Origin of the sequence: Mucilaginibacter sp. P19 (genome assembly GCF_050632265.1) — a bacterium.
GTDB lineage: Bacteria > Bacteroidota > Bacteroidia > Sphingobacteriales > Sphingobacteriaceae > Mucilaginibacter > Mucilaginibacter gossypii.
In genome coordinates, this window is record NZ_CP192586.1 from 4920843 (window position 1) to 4937509 (window position 16667).

Annotated in this window: 11 protein-coding genes and 1 pseudogene; 5 read left to right on the forward strand and 7 right to left on the reverse strand. The window is 43.1% G+C overall.

Going from position 1 to position 16667, the window contains the following annotated elements; all coding sequences use genetic code 11:
- The first annotated feature begins 7 nt into the window (after nt 1-7).
- The 3 genes from ACQ86K_RS23905 to ACQ86K_RS23915 are packed head-to-tail and all read left to right on the forward strand — an operon-like array spanning nt 8 to nt 1087.
- Nucleotides 8-607 (forward strand): Crp/Fnr family transcriptional regulator, encoded by a 600-nt coding sequence (locus ACQ86K_RS23905; RefSeq protein WP_431198940.1) that lies wholly within the window; start codon nt 8-10, stop codon nt 605-607.
- Nucleotides 608-650: 43 nt separating this feature from the next.
- Nucleotides 651-932: a carboxymuconolactone decarboxylase family protein gene (locus ACQ86K_RS23910; RefSeq protein WP_431198941.1), complete on the forward strand. Its 282-nt coding sequence runs from the start codon at nt 651-653 to the stop codon at nt 930-932.
- Nucleotides 869-1087 carry a carboxymuconolactone decarboxylase family protein gene (locus ACQ86K_RS23915; RefSeq protein WP_431198942.1) on the forward strand — a complete coding sequence of 73 codons (219 nt, stop codon included), beginning with the start codon at nt 869-871 and terminating at the stop codon, nt 1085-1087. Before ACQ86K_RS23910 ends, ACQ86K_RS23915 begins: the two co-directional genes overlap by 64 nt.
- 72 nt (nt 1088-1159) lie before the next feature.
- Here ACQ86K_RS23915 and ACQ86K_RS23920 read toward each other — a convergent pair whose 3' ends face one another.
- From ACQ86K_RS23920 to ACQ86K_RS23930, 3 genes are all read right to left on the reverse strand, one after another.
- Nucleotides 1160-1282 carry a hypothetical protein gene (locus ACQ86K_RS23920; protein ID WP_431198943.1) on the reverse strand — a complete coding sequence of 41 codons (123 nt, stop codon included), beginning with the start codon at nt 1280-1282 and terminating at the stop codon, nt 1160-1162.
- A gap of 366 nt (nt 1283-1648) precedes the next feature.
- Nucleotides 1649-2719, reverse strand: a complete 1071-nt coding sequence (locus ACQ86K_RS23925; RefSeq protein ID WP_431198944.1) for a sialate O-acetylesterase — start codon at nt 2717-2719, stop codon at nt 1649-1651.
- On the reverse strand, nt 2668-3603 hold the full coding sequence (locus tag ACQ86K_RS23930; RefSeq protein WP_431198945.1) for a sialate O-acetylesterase: 936 nt from the start codon (nt 3601-3603) through the stop codon (nt 2668-2670). Before ACQ86K_RS23930 ends, ACQ86K_RS23925 begins: the two co-directional genes overlap by 52 nt.
- A 796-nt stretch (nt 3604-4399) precedes the next feature.
- Here ACQ86K_RS23930 and katG point away from each other — a divergent pair.
- Entirely contained in the window at nt 4400-6676 is a 2277-nt protein-coding gene (katG, locus tag ACQ86K_RS23935) for a catalase/peroxidase HPI (RefSeq protein WP_431198946.1), read from the forward strand.
- Between the two features lie 298 nt (nt 6677-6974).
- Here katG and fbp read toward each other — a convergent pair whose 3' ends face one another.
- Both fbp and ppsA read right to left on the reverse strand, forming a co-directional pair.
- Complete coding sequence (gene fbp / locus ACQ86K_RS23940; RefSeq protein WP_091174985.1) at nt 6975-8021, reverse strand: class 1 fructose-bisphosphatase; 1047 nt, start codon at nt 8019-8021, stop codon at nt 6975-6977.
- A 76-nt stretch (nt 8022-8097) separates the two neighbouring features.
- Nucleotides 8098-10550 (reverse strand): annotated as a pseudogene (ppsA, locus tag ACQ86K_RS23945) (phosphoenolpyruvate synthase).
- Between the two features lie 128 nt (nt 10551-10678).
- On the opposite strand from ppsA, the gene ACQ86K_RS23950 reads away from it, so the two are divergent.
- Nucleotides 10679-11566, forward strand: a complete 888-nt coding sequence (locus ACQ86K_RS23950; protein WP_091174981.1) for an AraC family transcriptional regulator — start codon at nt 10679-10681, stop codon at nt 11564-11566.
- Nucleotides 11567-11642: 76 nt separating this feature from the next.
- On the opposite strand, the gene ACQ86K_RS23955 is transcribed toward ACQ86K_RS23950, so the two are convergent.
- Nucleotides 11643-13235 (reverse strand): RagB/SusD family nutrient uptake outer membrane protein, encoded by a 1593-nt coding sequence (locus tag ACQ86K_RS23955; protein ID WP_090527961.1) that lies wholly within the window; start codon nt 13233-13235, stop codon nt 11643-11645.
- A 20-nt stretch (nt 13236-13255) separates the two neighbouring features.
- Nucleotides 13256-16525, reverse strand: coding sequence for a SusC/RagA family TonB-linked outer membrane protein (locus tag ACQ86K_RS23960; RefSeq protein ID WP_176844574.1), 3270 nt, complete (start codon nt 16523-16525; stop codon nt 13256-13258).
- Nucleotides 16526-16667: the final 142 nt, after the last annotated feature.

Sequence of the window (16667 nt, forward strand, 5' to 3'; positions counted from 1 at the left end):
CTGATATATGTATCCCGAACTCATCAACCACATTAAAAGATACGTCCAGTTATCTGAGGCCGATGAGACAACCATTTGCCGGCATTTTGAGCCTAAGAACTTTAAAAAGAAGGAATTCATCTTAGAACCCGGCAAACTTTGTGCTGGTAACTATTTTGTAACCAAAGGCCTGGTGAGGCAATACTTTGTTAATAACAAGCTCAATGAGCAGATCATCCAGTTCGGTTTGGAAAACTGGTGGATAGCCGATCAAGACAGTCTTCTTAATCACCAGCCCGCCACAACCTATATCCAAGCCATTGAGGCTTCAGAAATGCTGTTGCTTACCGAAAAGAACCGTATAGCATTATTTGAAGCGGTTCCACAGATGGAAAGCTATTTCCGCGTCATGATGCAAAAAGCCTTTGTTGCATCGCAACGGCGTATTGGATACATTTTTAATCAAAACGACGAGGAGCGTTACCGGCATTTCACCAGCCTTTTTCCGGCCTTTGTACAGCGGGTACCCCAATATATGCTTGCTTCCTATTTAGGCTTCACCCCACAATTTTTGAGCAGGTTAAGGGCTAAAAAATCTGATTTTCTTAAACTCAGTTCATTTTTTTAGGGCGTGTTTATCCCCAACTTTGTATTAACAAAAAAGAAAAAACATGAACCGCTTAAAAATAAACACCGCCGAACCAGCTGGATACAGGGCCATGATTGCCCTTGAAAAATACATTGAAAGCACCGAGTTAACCACCCGTCATAAAGACCTGATCAAGATCCGCGCTTCACAAATTAATGGCTGTGCTTACTGCGTGGATATGCACACTACAGATGCACGCAAAGCCGGCGAAACCGAACGCCGCATCTATAACATCAACGTTTGGCACGAATCACCTTTTTTGATGAGCAGGAACGCGCTATCCTGGCCCTTACCGAAGAAGTAACACTGATCACTGGCCGCGTATCTGACGAAACCTATAAAAAAGCTGTTGAGTTGTTTGACGAAAAATATTTAGCGCAAGTAATTATGGCTATCATCACCATTAATGCCTGGAACCGCATTGGTGTAACTACCCAACTTCAGCCACCGCTTAATTAATCCTTTTAATTTTGTTGTTTTGATTTTAAGTCGCCTGCGTAGTACCGGGCGGCTTTGTTGTTAAATTAATAACTAATCTGCGCCCGAGGCCATCATTAACGCCACTTCATAAGTGCCTAAAACATTGGCCGGGTCGTTAGCTATAATTTCGCCGACCTGGGCTTCTGTCATCAACAGCCAAAATCCCGAGACCATAAACGCCTTTCGGATCGAAAACCGGGCCAAAGATAAGCACCAGGCCTTCTTTCATTTTCCCTTTCAGATATTCGGAATGAGCTTGCATAATAACGCGTTCTGTCATCGGTCATATCGTTAGGAAACGTTGGGCGGTTACCCACCAGCTTTATTACGAAATGCTTTTTCATCCTAATAAATTTAATAATTATTACTGAATGATGCAGCTGCGGGTGGTATCATGTGGTTGATAGTAAGATAAACTCCATCAGGGTAATATTTGATCCGAGGCCATTGTTATAACTGACAGAGCGGTTGAAGACTTACGAAGCTTTAAAAGCTTCGTAAGTCTGGATTTTAGAAGATGGTTACGTTGTATTATGTTAATTACTTCCTTTCCCAATTATCCGTACGGAAAGGCGAAGCTGGTAATCCAACGCCATTGTACAACGTACTTACCGGGTTATTGGCCCAGGCGTACCTTACGGCAACGGGGTTTGTAACATCCGGGCTGCCCACAATAACCTTATCACCTTTTATAACTGCGGTAGCCCAATGAAACTTCATATCCTCACCGGCTATGGCAAAACCCTGCATATTGTCGCCTCCCTGCGCTTTTAAACCGCCATCGGTATAATTAAAGCTTAATTCAATTTTATCACCATCAATTTTTTGTGATTTGTACATCGGCCCGGAATAGGGCTGTTTTTTATGATAGGTTTTATCAAGCGCGACCAATGCCAGCCTGCGGCCCACTTCCTGCTTATTTTTAGGATGGATATTATCGGCCTCACCAAGATCAATAGCTACGACCATGCCGGTGTTAGGCAGTTCAAGTGTTTGGGTTTGAGCTTCTCGTAATTCGGCCCAGCCGGAAGGAACAGGTTCGGTATCACGTTTTTGCCAGTTAGCTAATTGTACAAAGTAAAACGGAAAATTGCCTTCGTTCCAAATGTTACGCCAGCCGTTTATCATGCCCTCAAACAATTCTTTATACTGGCCCGACCTGCCTGTATTGGCTTCGCCCTGGTACCAGATAGCGCCACGGATAGCCATAGGTGTAAGCGGATTAATCATCGCATTATACAACACAGCCAAACGGTTCGGGTTATTGGCAACAGGCATTGGCGGCAGGCTTTTTATATTAAAACCTACTTTATAATCCCAGTTACCGGCTAAGGAGATCTTTTCGCCCGATGCTGATACCAACTGCATTCTGTCGGCGCCATACAGGCCGCCACCACCACCGCTGTCAAAAACCCGCACGGTGATCACCGACTCCCCGGCCTTAACCTTTGGAGCAGGAATAATGTAATTACGCGACTGTGTGTAACCATCCGTAGCGCCTATCTTTTCACCGTTAAAAAATGTTATTTCATTATCATCTATCTTACCCAGGCTAATCTTTACATCCTGCCCGGCCCAGGCTGCAGGAATGGTGATCTTTTTCGGAACCAAACAACGCCATCGAAATCTCCTAAAGCGCCTTTTTCAAAAAACTGGGGCAGCAGCATGCTCCGCCAGCCGGCGGTATCAGGATTAAACGCATTATTATTGGTATACCCCAAATCGGCAGCGGCGGCAAGTTTGTTCCAAGCATCCATTTTTTGTGCAAAGGTTAATGGCGTTTCTGTTTTAGCAGATTCCTGCTGCTGCTTGATCTGTGCGCTGAAAACCGGGTTATTAGTAAGCGTGTTTTCATCGCTCCAGGCTTCGATCATAGTACCACCCCAATTTGAACTGATGAGGCCGATAGGAATTTTAACCCGTTTATTGATCTCCCTGGCAAAAAAATATGCTACCGACGAAAATTCGCCGATAGTTTGAGGCGAGCATACCATCCAGCCGTTATTGGCAACTTTTATATTAGTTTGCTGGGTAAGGCTCGTTGCCTGCGATACCTGTAACAAACGGATCTCCGGATAATTTGCGTTGGCTATTTCTTCTTTATAATTATTTACCTGGCCCCAACCGGCCACGGGCATTTCCATGTTCGACTGGCCGGAGCAAATCCACACCTCCCCTATCAATACATTATTTAAAACTACGGGCTCGCTACCATCAGTTATAGTAACCTGGTACGGCCCTCCGTACGACGGCGTCTTGATCTTCGTTTTCCAGTTACCATCAGCATCGGCAATGGTTGTGTAGGTTTTGTTGTTCCATGACGAGGTAATGGATACCGTTTTACCGGCATCGGCCGTGCCCCATATACCAGCCATGGTTTTTTGCTGCAAAACCATGTTATCACTAAAAACACCCGGCATGATCACTTTGGCAAATGCACCGGCATTAAGCAATAAGCTTCCGATTAGTATGGATAAACACTTTTTGAGGTTCATTAATTTAGATTTAATACTATAGTTTTTGATGAATTGACTGGCCCTAAAGTTAAGTGCTGTAATTGACAAATTAAAAACCGTCCTGGCAACATTTAACAAACAATTCAATTCTGTAAGGCTATGAACGCAGCATATAAAATACCTAAAAAGCGATTTGCATTTATAAGTTTCGAAGAATAATGTGAGAAAGCGCCTGGATAAAATAAGTTGGCCCGGAAGGGGAATAAACAATGTGCTATCCCTGGCTAACACATTGTTTTTTAACTAAAACTGTATTTTACAATGAAAATACCCATTAAAGAACTATCGGGAATATCGTTAGGCAGCATTAAACGCTGCCTGCTATGTTTAAATTATACCGTAAATTTTTCAGCAAAAAACATCGTTAAACCAATCAACCGGACACAGCCGTTAACATCTTCATATTTCAAGAAGACGAATTTGATAGGGTTATTGTTACAGGATGGGATATTTTTTTCAATACTGATAAGTTTAGGGTTGATGCAAAACTAAACATTTCGTTAATAAAAAGATTAAGAAGGATGTAAAAAAGGTGTTTTTTACCTATTAATTAATATAAAGGTTATAAATTACTGTTACCGGCCCATGCAATTTGGCGGATATAACCGCATCTTTTTACCTCTTTAAAAGCCCGGCCATCATTAACCACGTTATAGCTTTTAGCTATCCGCTTATAGAATTAATTGATTGTGATTGTTGCTATTAACATCCTACTTTTATAAAACTTAATACCCAACGACGGTTTAAGCAGTCTATTCAATTTATAACTATAATTATGGAAAACGGATCAAATGACATCAGTAAATGCCCGTTTCACAACGGTACAATGAAGCACAACGTTGGCGGCGGCGGTACACGCAACCAAAATTGGTGGCCTAATCAGTTAAAGCTTAATATCCTTCGGCAGAATTCTTCATTATCAAACCCTATGGATGAAGATTTCAATTATGCTGAAGCCTTTAAAAGCCTCGGCCTTGAAGCTGTAAAAAAAGACCTACACGCGCTTATGACCGATTCGCAGGATTGGTGGCCGGCAGATTTTGGCCATTATGGCGGCTTGTTTATCCGCATGGCCTGGCACAGTGCCGGCACCTATCGCGTAGGTGATGGCCGCGGAGGTGCCGGAGCAGGTTTACAACGTTTTGCCCCGCTCAACAGCTGGCCCGATAATGTGAGCCTTGATAAAGCCCGCAGGCTGCTTTGGCCCATTAAACAAAAATATGGCCGCAAAATTTCGTGGGCCGATCTGATGATCCTTGCCGGAAATATAGCGCTTGAATCAATGGGGTTTAAAACTTTTGGCTTTGCCGGTGGCCGTGAAGATGCCTGGGAAGCAGATGAATCTGTTTACTGGGGTTCAGAAACTACCTGGCTTGGCGGCGATGTGCGTTATGCACATGGCTCACCGGGTGTGAAGGAAGGTGATGGTGTACTGGTATCAGACGATGATGCTGATGGCGATGTTCATACACGGAACCTCGAAAAACCGCTTGCAGCCGTGCAAATGGGCCTAATTTATGTAAACCCCGAAGGCCCCGATGGCAATCCCGATCCTATCATGGCAGCTAAAGATATCCGGGATACCTTCGGCCGGATGGCGATGAATGACGAAGAAACCGTTGCGCTAATTGCAGGCGGCCACACTTTTGGCAAAACCCATGGTGCTGCATCTGCAGATAACGTAGGTAAAGAGCCTGAAGCTTCTGACATTGAATCGCAGGGCTTTGGCTGGCAGAATCGTTACGGCTCTGGGAAAGGAGCAGATACTATTACCAGTGGCCTGGAAGTAATCTGGACCACAACCCCTACCAAATGGAGCAATAACTTTTTCGAAAACCTGTTTGGCTTTGAGTGGGAACTAACTAAAAGCCCTGCAGGTGCTCACCAATGGGTAGCTAAAAACGCAGAAGCTATCATCCCCGATGCTTATGATGCTTCGAAAAAGCATTTACCAACCATGCTCACCACCGATCTTTCTTTAAGATTTGATCCTGCATATGAAAAGATATCAAGGCGATTCCTGGAAAACCCCGATCAGTTTGCTGATGCTTTTGCACGCGCATGGTATAAATTAACACACCGCGATATGGGCCCAAGAGCGCGTTACCTTGGTGCCGATGTGCCTGAAGAGGTACTACTTTGGCAAGACCCTATCCCCGCTGCTGATTATGCACCGATAGTTGAAAGTGACATTGTTGCTTTAAAGGGAAAGATCTTGGCATCAGGCTTAAGTGTACCTGAGTTGGTTTCAACAGCATGGGCTTCTGCTTCTACCTTCCGCGGTACTGATAAACGCGGTGGTATAAACGGTGGCCGCATTCGGCTGGCCCCGCAAAGGTACTGGCAGGTAAACAACCCTACCCAGTTGCAAAAAGTATTGAGCGTGCTTGAAGGCATCCAAAAAGAGTTTAACGGTGCTCAAACCGATGGTAAGAAAGTCTCACTGGCCGATCTGATTGCGCTGGCAGGAAGTGCTGCCGTTGAAAAAGCAGCGAAAGATGGGGGTCATAACATCACCGTTCCGTTCACTCCGGGCCGAACCGATGCTTCGCAGGAAGAAACCGATGTAGAATCATTTGGCTATCTTGAACCGGCAGCCGATGGCTTCCGCAACTACCGCAGGTCAAAATTTGCCGTATCAACCGAAGAATTGCTGATTGATAAAGCGCACCTACTCACCCTGACCGCTCCTGAGTTAACCGTATTGTTAGGTGGTCTGCGTGTATTGAACATTAATTTTGACGGATCGAAACATGGTGTATTCACCGCGCGCGAAGGTGTGCTTAGCAACGATTTTTTTGTAAACCTACTTGATATGGGCACTGCATGGAAAGCTACGGCTGCCGATAGAGAACTTTACGAAGGCAGCGACCGTACTACCGGTACAGTAAAATGGACAGCAACCCGTGCCGATCTGGTGCTGGGCTCCAACGCTGAATTAAGAGCTATTGCCGAAGTATACGGAAGTGCCGACGGACAAGACAAATTTGTAAAAGATTTTGTAGCTGCCTGGACCAAGGTGATGAACCTTGACAGGTTTGATCTGGCTTAATATCAAAGTGATGCTGTAAACAAATACAGTGTTGGAAAAAAATGGGTGTCATGTTAAGCCTGTCGAAGCATGGCGGGTAGGGCCTCTGCGCACGTCCTTCGACAAGCTCAGGATGGCAGTCCCTCTACACCTAATGTCATTTATGAATACACTGTTGGGCTATTATTCACATGTAATACATGTAAATAATAGCCCACAGTTTTTTAATTAAAAATCCGGGTAAACTTAAATAGCGCCCCCGGTTTGTCTTTAAATCAATTTATCGCTTTTAGCGTTGTGCTTTCTGCTTTGAGCTTCATTATATTAATTCCATATAACTATAGTCAACATTGGTTGTAATTGGCGAAAAGCGTCTCATCATCTCTTCTGCTTTAGTCACCATATTTTTTGAGCCGATGAAGATGCCTGTACGCTGATGCAGCTCGGTAACATCAAGATCTAAAATGCGTTGATACCCGTTACTGGCTTTTCCCCCAGCTTGTTCAATGATGAAAGCCATAGGGTTGCACTCATAAATTAAACGCAGTTTCCCTTTTGGATCGCTTGCATTTGCCGGGTAAATAAAAATCCCGCCTTTTATCATATTCCGGTGCAGGTCGGCCACCATCGATCCGATATACCTTGCCTTAAACGGCCTGTTTGTTGTTACATCCTCTACCTGGCAGTATTTGATATACTTTTTTACTCCGTCAGGGAAATGAGAATAATAGCCTTCATTTATAGAGTAAATTACCCCATCATCAGGGATTTGCATTTTGGGATGCGAGAGGCAAAATTCACCGAGTGAGGGGTCTAAGGTGAAACCATTCACCCCTTTCCCGGTAGTGTAAACCAACATGGTTGATGAACCATAGATTACGTACCCCGCTGCCACCTGCTCCGAGCCCCTTTGCAAAATATCCTTAATCGACGCCCGCCCGTCTGCTGTTTTTCTGCGGTAAATGGAAAAAATAGTGCCTACGCTCACATTTACATCAATGTTAGACGAGCCATCCAGGGGATCTATCGCAACGATATATTTAGCATTTTTTGAGATCTCACTGTCGATATCAATATATTCATCACTTTCTTCGGATACTACCACACAACATTCACCGCCGTGCTGTAGGGCCGAAATAAACTGTTCATTGGCAAAAACATCCAGCTTTTTCTGGCTTTCTCCCTGTATATTTACCGAACCGTTATCATGGGTCAGGTCAGCTAATCCAGCCCTGTTAACTTCCCTGTTAACAATTTTTGCCGCAATACCTATATCTCTCAGCAGCCTGGAAAGTTCGCCTTTGGCGTATGGAAATTCTGCTTGTTTTTCGATGATAAATTGGCCTAAAGTTTTTACCGCTTTCATATAAATAAAGTTTTAAGATTAGTACCGCTACCCGGATTGAGTAGCGGCTTTAGCGTTAGTTAATAAATCGTTCGTATCAGGCAGATAGGCACAGCCGTTTCGCCTCTTCAATTTCATCTTCTATCTTCTTGATAGCCATCACGGTTTTAAAAAACGAATCGGGAGTAACGGAGATGCTGTCAATCCCTTCTTCTACCAGGAACTGGGCAAAATCAGGATAATCGGATGGCCCCTGCCCGCAGATTCCCACTTTCACGCCTTTTTCTTTGCAGTTTTTATTAACGATGAGATCATGAACTTTACCGCATCATTACGCTCGTTGTATAAGCCCGCCACTAAAGACGAATCACGGTCGAGCCCCAGTACAAGCTGGGTTAGGTCGTTAGAGCCAATTGAAAAACCATCTACATGATCGGCAAATTGTTCGGCCAGGATCACGTTCGACGGAACTTCGGCCATCAGATAAACTTCAAGCCCGTTTTCACCGCGTTTCAGGCCATACTCGTTCATGGTTTCGTATACCAATGAAAGTTCATTCACTGTGCGGCAAAAAGGGATCATCACCACCACATTATCAAGGCCCATCATTTCGCGTACCTTCTTAATAGCTTTACATTCCATCCCAAAAGCATCTTTATATACTTTAGAATAGTACCTGGATGCTCCCCTCCAACCGATCATTGGATTTTCCTCATTCGGTTCGAAATACTTACCGCCGGGCATATTATAGTATTCATTGGTTTTAAAATCCGAGAAACGTACAATTACTTTATTGGGATAAAATGCAGCGGCTATCTTAGCTATTCCGTAGGATAACTTTTCAATAAAATAAGCTTCTTCACTCTCATAACCCAGCATAGCTTCCTCAATATGAGCGGTCAACGAAGCATCATTCAGGTTTCGGTGTTCGAGCAGGGCCAACGGGTGAATTTTTATATAATTATTGATAATAAATTCCTCCCTGGCAAGGCCTACACCCTTTCCTGGATAATGCGCATAATTAAATGCTATTTCAGGCGATCCGATATTCATCATCAGCGGGGTTTCAATTTCAGGCAGGTCATTAAGATCATGTTCCCGCTTAGTAAATGCTACTATGCCGCTGTAAATAATTCCGGCATCTCCTTCGGCGCATGAAGCGGTTATTTCATCACCGGTTTTTAGGATAGTGGTAGCGCATTCGCAGCCAACTATAGCCGGAACGCCTAACTCCCGGGCAACAATGGCAGCATGGCAGGTTCGCCCTCCTTTATTGGTGATGATAGCTGATGCTTTTTTCATTACCGGTTCCCAGTCAGGGTCGGTCATGTCGGTTACCATGATATCGCCGGGTAAAAAGTTGATTTCGTGGATATTTTGCTTCCCGATACCGGTGAGATTATGCACTTTACCTGTCGCTATTTTATCGCCAACAGCAATACCTTTCAGCAAGATCCTATCCGTTCTGTCCGGGTCATTAATACGAAATTCGGTAAGCAGGTTTACCTGCTTGCGTGAGTGAATAGTTTCGGGCCTTGCCTGCACTATAAACAGCCGGCCGGTGATCCCGTCTACAGCCCATTCAATGTCCATCGGGCACCATTTACCCTTCAATTTAGTGTAATAGGCCTCAATGATAATTACCCAATTACTCAATTGGATGATCTGATCGTCCGACAGGCAAAATCTTGAGCTTTCATCAACAGGAGTATCAACGACTCTTACAGCCTCTTCTACGGAATTGCCGTAAATCATCTTTATGTGCTTTTTGCCTAATTTCTTTTCAAGGATGGGCCTGAAACCGCTTTCAAGCAGCGGCTTATAAACGATAAACTCATCGGGATTAACCGATCCCTGTACCAGCATTTCGCCTAAGCCGTACGATCCGTTAATGATTACGGCATCTTTGAAACCACTTTCTGTATCTAACGAAAATGCAACCCCCGAAACGCCTTTATCTGAGCGCACCATTTTTTGAACACAAACAGAAAGGCCGACATTAAAGTGATCATAATTAAATGATTCCCGGTAGCTGATTGCCCTGTCGGTAAATAATGAGGCGAAACAATTTTTTATCGCTGTTAATAAGCTCTCTTCCCCTCTTATGTTTAAATAGGTATCCTGCTGGCCGGCAAATGATGCATCGGGCAGGTCTTCAGCAGTAGCCGATGAGCGGACTGCAACGTCGGCTGCGTTATCTGCATATTGGATCAGCAGATCCTTATAAGCTTCAAGGATCTCATTCTCCATAACAACAGAAAACCGGCCGTTTTGGATAAGCTTTCGTATTTTACTGCCACAGGATAACAGAACCTGCAAGTTGGACAGGTCTTTATCCTCAAGGATATCCCTGATCATTTTATCAAGCTGATTGTCTGCAATGAACTGGTAATAAGCCTTACTTGTTATGATAAATCCATCAGGAATATCAATACCAAACTGCGATATGTTCTGCATCATTTCTCCAAGCGATGCATTTTTACCTCCTACTAACTCAATGTCACTTATCGAAGCTTCAATAAGTTTCATAGTAAACTTCTTTTCCTTCATGGCTTAAATTTTATAAAACGAAGTTAGGCGCTTAACAAACTGCCCAATGCCTAAATATTCACAACAAGTAATACTATATTCATAACATATTGACTATTTTTAGCTTTTTATATCACTATAGTATAAAAATGAAAGATTTCTTTGAGCAGGTCCTGAAAGTCGACAATTCAGCTTTTACAATAGCCGAAGCAAAAACCTACCATGCTATCAATAACTTCCACAACCATCCCGAGCTGGAACTTATTTATATTATAAGTGGTGAAGGCACTTTTTCGATAGGAAATACTTCAAAAAGAATTTCAGGGGATACCATGATCATCATAGGCTGTAACGTGCCCCATATGTTTAAGTTTGAAACTAACCGCTACTATGATTACTCCATGAAAAGCGGTAAAATACCCAAACCGCTACAGTTGCTTACCCTTCATTTTGATCCCAATAAATTGGGAAGTACTTTCATGACGCTGCCAGAAAACAACCTGATAAACAATCTTTTAAATGGCACCAAGAATGGATTACTGATCAATGAAAATTCTAAAGCTGTTGCGGTCGACTTTATCCACCGAATAGAAAATTCGGCCAGGTATGAACAGCTTCCGTTATTGCTTCAACTGTTAAATAAAATTGCCGAGGGGGAACAGGTCTCAAACCTTGCCGGTGAAACGGAGAAGAAGATCTTTAACAGGATAGATGAAGTGCGGCTAACGAAGATCTATCTGTATACCATGGACAATTTTTACAAAGACATTAAGCTTAAGGAAATAGCAAACATCATACACATGGTACCGAAAGCATTTTGCCATTATTTTAAATTGCGTACCGGCCAAACCTATTTTGATTTTTTACTGACCGTAAGAATAGAAAACTCGTGTAAACTGATCAGGGAGACCAATGAAAATATAAATTCAATCAGCCGCGATTCGGGGTTTAACAACCTTTCAAACTTTAACAGGTATTTTAAATTAGCTACCGGGAGCACACCAATGGAATACCGGAGAAAATTCAGGGAGTTTTAGGATCATTAAAGCCCTTCTAAAAAACAAATGCAGGCTTTTTAGGGCCTGCGTTTGTTAAATAAATAATAGAACTAAATTAATAACCCGGATTTTGTACCAGTTTCGGGTTCAACTGCATTTCCGGTCTTGGGATCGGGAAAATGCGTTTATTAGGATCGGCATCTGTTTTTATACCCCATTTTTTCTCAAACTGACCAAAGCGGATCAGGTCATTACGACGCCACGTTTCCATAGAAAATTCGCGGCCCCGTTCATCTAAAATATCAGACAGTGTTACCGAAGTTAAAGGCGAAGCTTTTGCACGCGCCCTCACCTGGTTAACCAATGATAAAGGCGAATCGCCATTGGTTGCTGATGCGCCGCGTAAAATAGCCTCGGCTTTTTCAAGCAAAATATCAGCATACCTGAACATAGGCACATCATTGCCCTGGTTACGGTCATTACTTAAGCTATCCGGATAAAACTTATTGTTCCTGTAACCTTCTTCATTAGCAAGCTCATCATTACCGATGTCAAAAGTTGCCGGGTTTTTCCACACAATATCAGGTGTAAACTCTAACTGGTGGATCACTATATCATTTGGCTTAGGGCCGGAATAACTTGCATCCAGTCCGATATTAGTTGTTGTAATTAATATTGGAGAGCCATCATTGTTGTACTGCTTGCCAACTAAAAATTGTTTTTTACGGATATCGTTCGCGTCATTGAACAAGGCATAGTATTCTTTGTAAGTGTACACCGGCCCATCTGGCGTGTACGGCATTTTATACTTACTTTTCAGGTTAGGGTTCAGCGTCCAGCGTGCGTAGTACTGCCCCTGTGCCAAAATGCCGTCATAAGGTATGGCAAAAATAAAGTCTTTAACACCCGGGCCGTTATTAGGCTTAAACATGCCTAAATAATCTGCATCTAAACCATATTGACCGCTTTTTATAACGTTATCGCACATAGTAACAGCATCCTGATATCTTGGAGTGCCGATATAGTACTGCGCGTTCAAATACATTTTGGCAAGTATTGCATAAGCCAAACCTTTGGTCGGCCTGCCATAAGTAGTTACCCCTGCTGTCCCGCTCAGATCAGGAATTTGGGCAAGCAATTCACTTTCAATAAATGCAAACACTGCCGCCCTTGGCTGGGTGCCCAGGTTGGTGGTATCGCCAAAGGTTTTGCTGATAGGCACGTTACCAAACAGGTCCATCAGGTAAAAATATGACAGGGCGCGCATGGTTTTAATTTCGGCAATGGTTTGTTTTTTTGAATCGCTTTCGGGCGTAGGTGCCAATAACGACAATACCTGGTTACATAAACTGATGGTTCCGTAACCTCCCGACCAGCAAGTTTCGGTCATGCCGTTATCAGGCGTAACAGTGTGCAGGTTTACGGTTGAATAGGTACCGCCGTCAAGCCAGTTACCACCACGTGCAACAAGTACGCATTCATCGGTACTTAAATTTTGCAACAACCAGTATTGCCTGCCCGGCGCCCCGCGAAACGAGGTATAGATAGGCCCGGTAGCAGCTACATACTGCGCTGGTGTAGTAGGAAAGTTAGCCGTTGTAAGCGCCGATTTTGGCGTGATATCCAATTTAGTACAACCTGAAAGGTAAATTGCTCCTATAAACATGGCAATGAGGCCAGGTTTTATATATCTTTTTAAATTATTCATGTCTGTTAGGTTAAAATCTATTATAAATCAACTTGTACGCCGGCAAGGAAACTCCTTGTTTTTGGATAAAAATTATTGCTGTCTACCCCGATAAACTGGCCGCTTGCCTGGTTATCGATGTTTAAGTTCAATTCAGGGTCCACGCCTTTGTATTTGGTGATGATGAATAAATTGGTACCGGTAACATACAACCGGATGCCATGTACATAATTACCCGCAACATTTATTTTATAAGCCAGTGTAGCATTACTTAACCTGATAAATGCACCGCTTTCGAGATAACGTGTTGAATAATAATAGGCATTAACATCGGTACCCGGCTCGCTTAATGTTAAAGCAGGTACCCCATGTACCGAAGCCTGGGTAGGCTGGTTAAAGCTGGCTAATGATGCATTCATGATCTTGTTCCCACCCTGTCCCCTGAAAAAGAAGTTAAGGCTGAAGTTTTTATAGGTAAGATCATTACCAAAACCAAATGTGTATGTAGGTTGGGCATTGCCTGCATAAGTTTGATCGGTACTTTGAGGTGTTGTTGTTGGCTGGCCATTAGCACCCATGAAGGTAGATACACCATTGGTGCGACCAAGGTATTTCAGGGTGTAAAATTCGCCAAGCGGATAACCGGCCTCAATGATTGATGTTTTGATACCGCTTTGTCCGGGACCTTCCGGATCGCCTGCATATATTTTTGAAAGGTTTGGCGCCAGTGCAGTGATCTTATTTTTATTAAATGAGATATTGCCATAGCTGCTCCAGGTAAAATCTTTTGTTTTTATTGGCGTTCCGTTAAGGGCTATCTCAACACCTTTATTGGTCATACTACCTACGTTTTCAACTTTTGTATTTACAAAGTTGTTAATAAGCGACACCGGTACCGTGGTGATCATATCGGTTGTTTTTTTATTGTAGATATCAACCGAGCCGCCCAAACGTCCTTTAAATAAGGAAAAATCAACGCCGCCGTTTAACGTAGCCGTACTTTCCCATTTCAAATCAGGGTTTGGGTTTTGAGTTACACCAATTGCACCAATATAAGCGTTATTGTAATAAAAGCTACCGGTAGTGCCATAAAGCGTGAGGGGCGTATAAGGCGAGAAGCCTAATGAGTTACCGGTTTTACCATAGCCAACGCGCAATTTCAAATCATCAAATAAGGATTGAGATTTCATAAAGCCCTCGTCGATAACCCGCCATGCGGCCGAAGCAGCCGGGAAATACCCCCAGCGTTTATTAGTACCAAAGGCGTTTGAACCGTCACGTCGTAAAGATGCCTGTAAAAGGTATTTACCCCTGTAGCTATAATTAAGACGAGAGTAAAAGGATATCAAACGTAAAGTTTCGACGTTAACGTTACCATAATCAACCCGGTAGTTCCCGGAAGGCGTACCTAAACTAAGATTGTCTGAACCCGTAGCATCCGAAATAAATCCTTGATTGGTTGATTGAAAGCCATTCCCGGTGGTAGTTTGATCTATTGAATAGCCAAACAGGGCTTTAAAATCATGTTTATCGCCCCATTTATGAGCATAGGTCAAATAGTTTTCAAACAACTTTTTGTTATCCTCATAAGTTGAACGGATGGCTTTGCCGTTGAGGCCAGGTGCCAGCTCTGATGCAGAGTTGTAATAAGTATTATTGTCGGTATTTGTTTCCTGGTAAGCTAAGTTAAAATTGTAAAGCAGGCCGGCAGGCAGTATCAACTCACCGCGTATATTACCCAGCAACAAGTTAACTTTTTGTTTGTAGCTATCGTTAGTAATAAGCCCTACCGGGTTATAACCTAATTTTAAAGTAGGATCGTTGTAAAAAGTACCATCAGGATTATAAATAGTACGTGTTGGTAAATATTGAACTATTGATTTAAACAAGCCGGGGCTTTGTCCGTTTGCAGATGACAGCGGGATATCATTAACTAACAAATTGGCGTTAGTTACCGAATTGCTTAATGAAAAGTCCAGTTTCAGTTTATCATTCAACGCTTTTTGGGTGATATTAAGCCTACCTATAACACGCTTCATATCGCTGCTTTTAACGATACCCTGATTTTGCAGGTAGTTTATGCTTCCGTTATAAGTAGTTTTATCGGTACCGCCGCCAAAAGACAGGTTATGGTTTTGAGAGAAACCTGTACCACGTTCAACAGCTTTTTGCCAGTCGGTATTGCCACCGTTGTCATTCGCAGGGGTAAAACTTTGTCCGTTAGCTTTTACATAGGCCCTTAACTGGTCGGCGCTGGCAACTTTAAACTGGTTAGATACTTTCTCAAATGATCCGTATCCGTTATAAGTCATCCTTAACTGACCTGCTTTTGCCCTTTTGGTAGTAACGATAATTACACCATTGGTAGCCCTGGTTCCGTAAATTGCCGCTGCCGAAGCATCCTTCAACACATCTATCGAAGCAATATCTGATGGAGCCAATAGGTTAAAATCGGCGCCGGGCACGCCGTCAATTACATAAAAAGGCACAGACGCTGCGCCAGCCCTTATTGAAGATGGACCGCGCAGTGTTACCGAAGCTTTACCATTAGGGTTACCATCGTTGGTGATATTTAAACCGGCTACTTTACCTTCTAACAGATCAGCAGGAGTTGCAACAACACCGGCATTAAATTGCTCGGCTTTTACAGTTGCAATAGCGCTGGTCAATTCCTTTTTGGTAGTAGTACCATAACCAATTACTACAACGGTAGATAACGAGTTTGCCGAAGGCAGTAAAATTACTTTTATAGATGTTTGTTTGCCTACGGCTATTTTTTGAGTTTCAAAGCCTATGTAAGAAAACACCAGTACAGCTTTTTCGTTGGCAACCTGCACCCTGAATTTACCATCTATATCGGTTACCGCACCTGTTGCAAGGCCTTCTATTTTAACAGAAACACCTATTAAGGGCTGGCCTTTATCATCTACTACAGATCCGGTAACAATAACAGGCGGCGGGAGCTCGATCTTCTTCTCTACCGGTGGCTTTGGGGCGGGTTTAACCAGCAAACTTCCTTCAACTTCGGTATAAGTAAACTGGTTATCTAATAAAACTTTTTTCAAAACAGCCTCCAGCTTTTCGTTATGAGCTGTAAGGGTTACTTTAACATCGCTTTCAATGTTATTCCCGGTGTACATGATCCGTACGCCGGTACTGGCTGAAATCCGCTCCAGTGCATCAGCAAGAGGGGTATTTTTTAATTTAACGGTAACTGGCTTTTCCAGCACGCTTTGTCCGTATGAATTATCAGCCATGGCAATGGTTGACAGGGAACAGACTACTAATAAAATGATCGCATTAATTTTCATAACAAATGTTATGGCTCGAAAGACTCTTTCGGGTATGTTTATTTTCATATTTTTGCTATATTAAAGTGTTATAGGTCAAGCTGGAACGTGCTGCGGTTGTGAGAGGCCCTGTGCATGGTCCATTAAAAAATCTTTACATTTT

What these genes read in the sequence shown, in the direction of transcription:
- ACQ86K_RS23930 (WP_431198945.1), bottom strand. Translation starts at nt 3,603, where the DNA reads ATGAACCTCAAAAAGTGTTTATCCATACTAATCGGAAGCTTATTGCTT.
- ACQ86K_RS23960 (WP_176844574.1), bottom strand. Translation starts at nt 16,525, where the DNA reads ATGAAAATTAATGCGATCATTTTATTAGTAGTCTGTTCCCTGTCAACC.
- fbp (WP_091174985.1), bottom strand. Translation starts at nt 8,021, where the DNA reads ATGAAAGCGGTAAAAACTTTAGGCCAATTTATCATCGAAAAACAAGCA.
- ACQ86K_RS23910 (WP_431198941.1), top strand. Translation starts at nt 651, where the DNA reads ATGAACCGCTTAAAAATAAACACCGCCGAACCAGCTGGATACAGGGCC.
- katG (WP_431198946.1), top strand. Translation starts at nt 4,400, where the DNA reads ATGGAAAACGGATCAAATGACATCAGTAAATGCCCGTTTCACAACGGT.
- ACQ86K_RS23950 (WP_091174981.1), top strand. Translation starts at nt 10,679, where the DNA reads ATGAAAGATTTCTTTGAGCAGGTCCTGAAAGTCGACAATTCAGCTTTT.
- ACQ86K_RS23955 (WP_090527961.1), bottom strand. Translation starts at nt 13,235, where the DNA reads ATGAATAATTTAAAAAGATATATAAAACCTGGCCTCATTGCCATGTTT.
- ACQ86K_RS23905 (WP_431198940.1), top strand. Translation starts at nt 8, where the DNA reads ATGTATCCCGAACTCATCAACCACATTAAAAGATACGTCCAGTTATCT.
- ACQ86K_RS23920 (WP_431198943.1), bottom strand. Translation starts at nt 1,282, where the DNA reads ATGGTCTCGGGATTTTGGCTGTTGATGACAGAAGCCCAGGTCGGCGAA.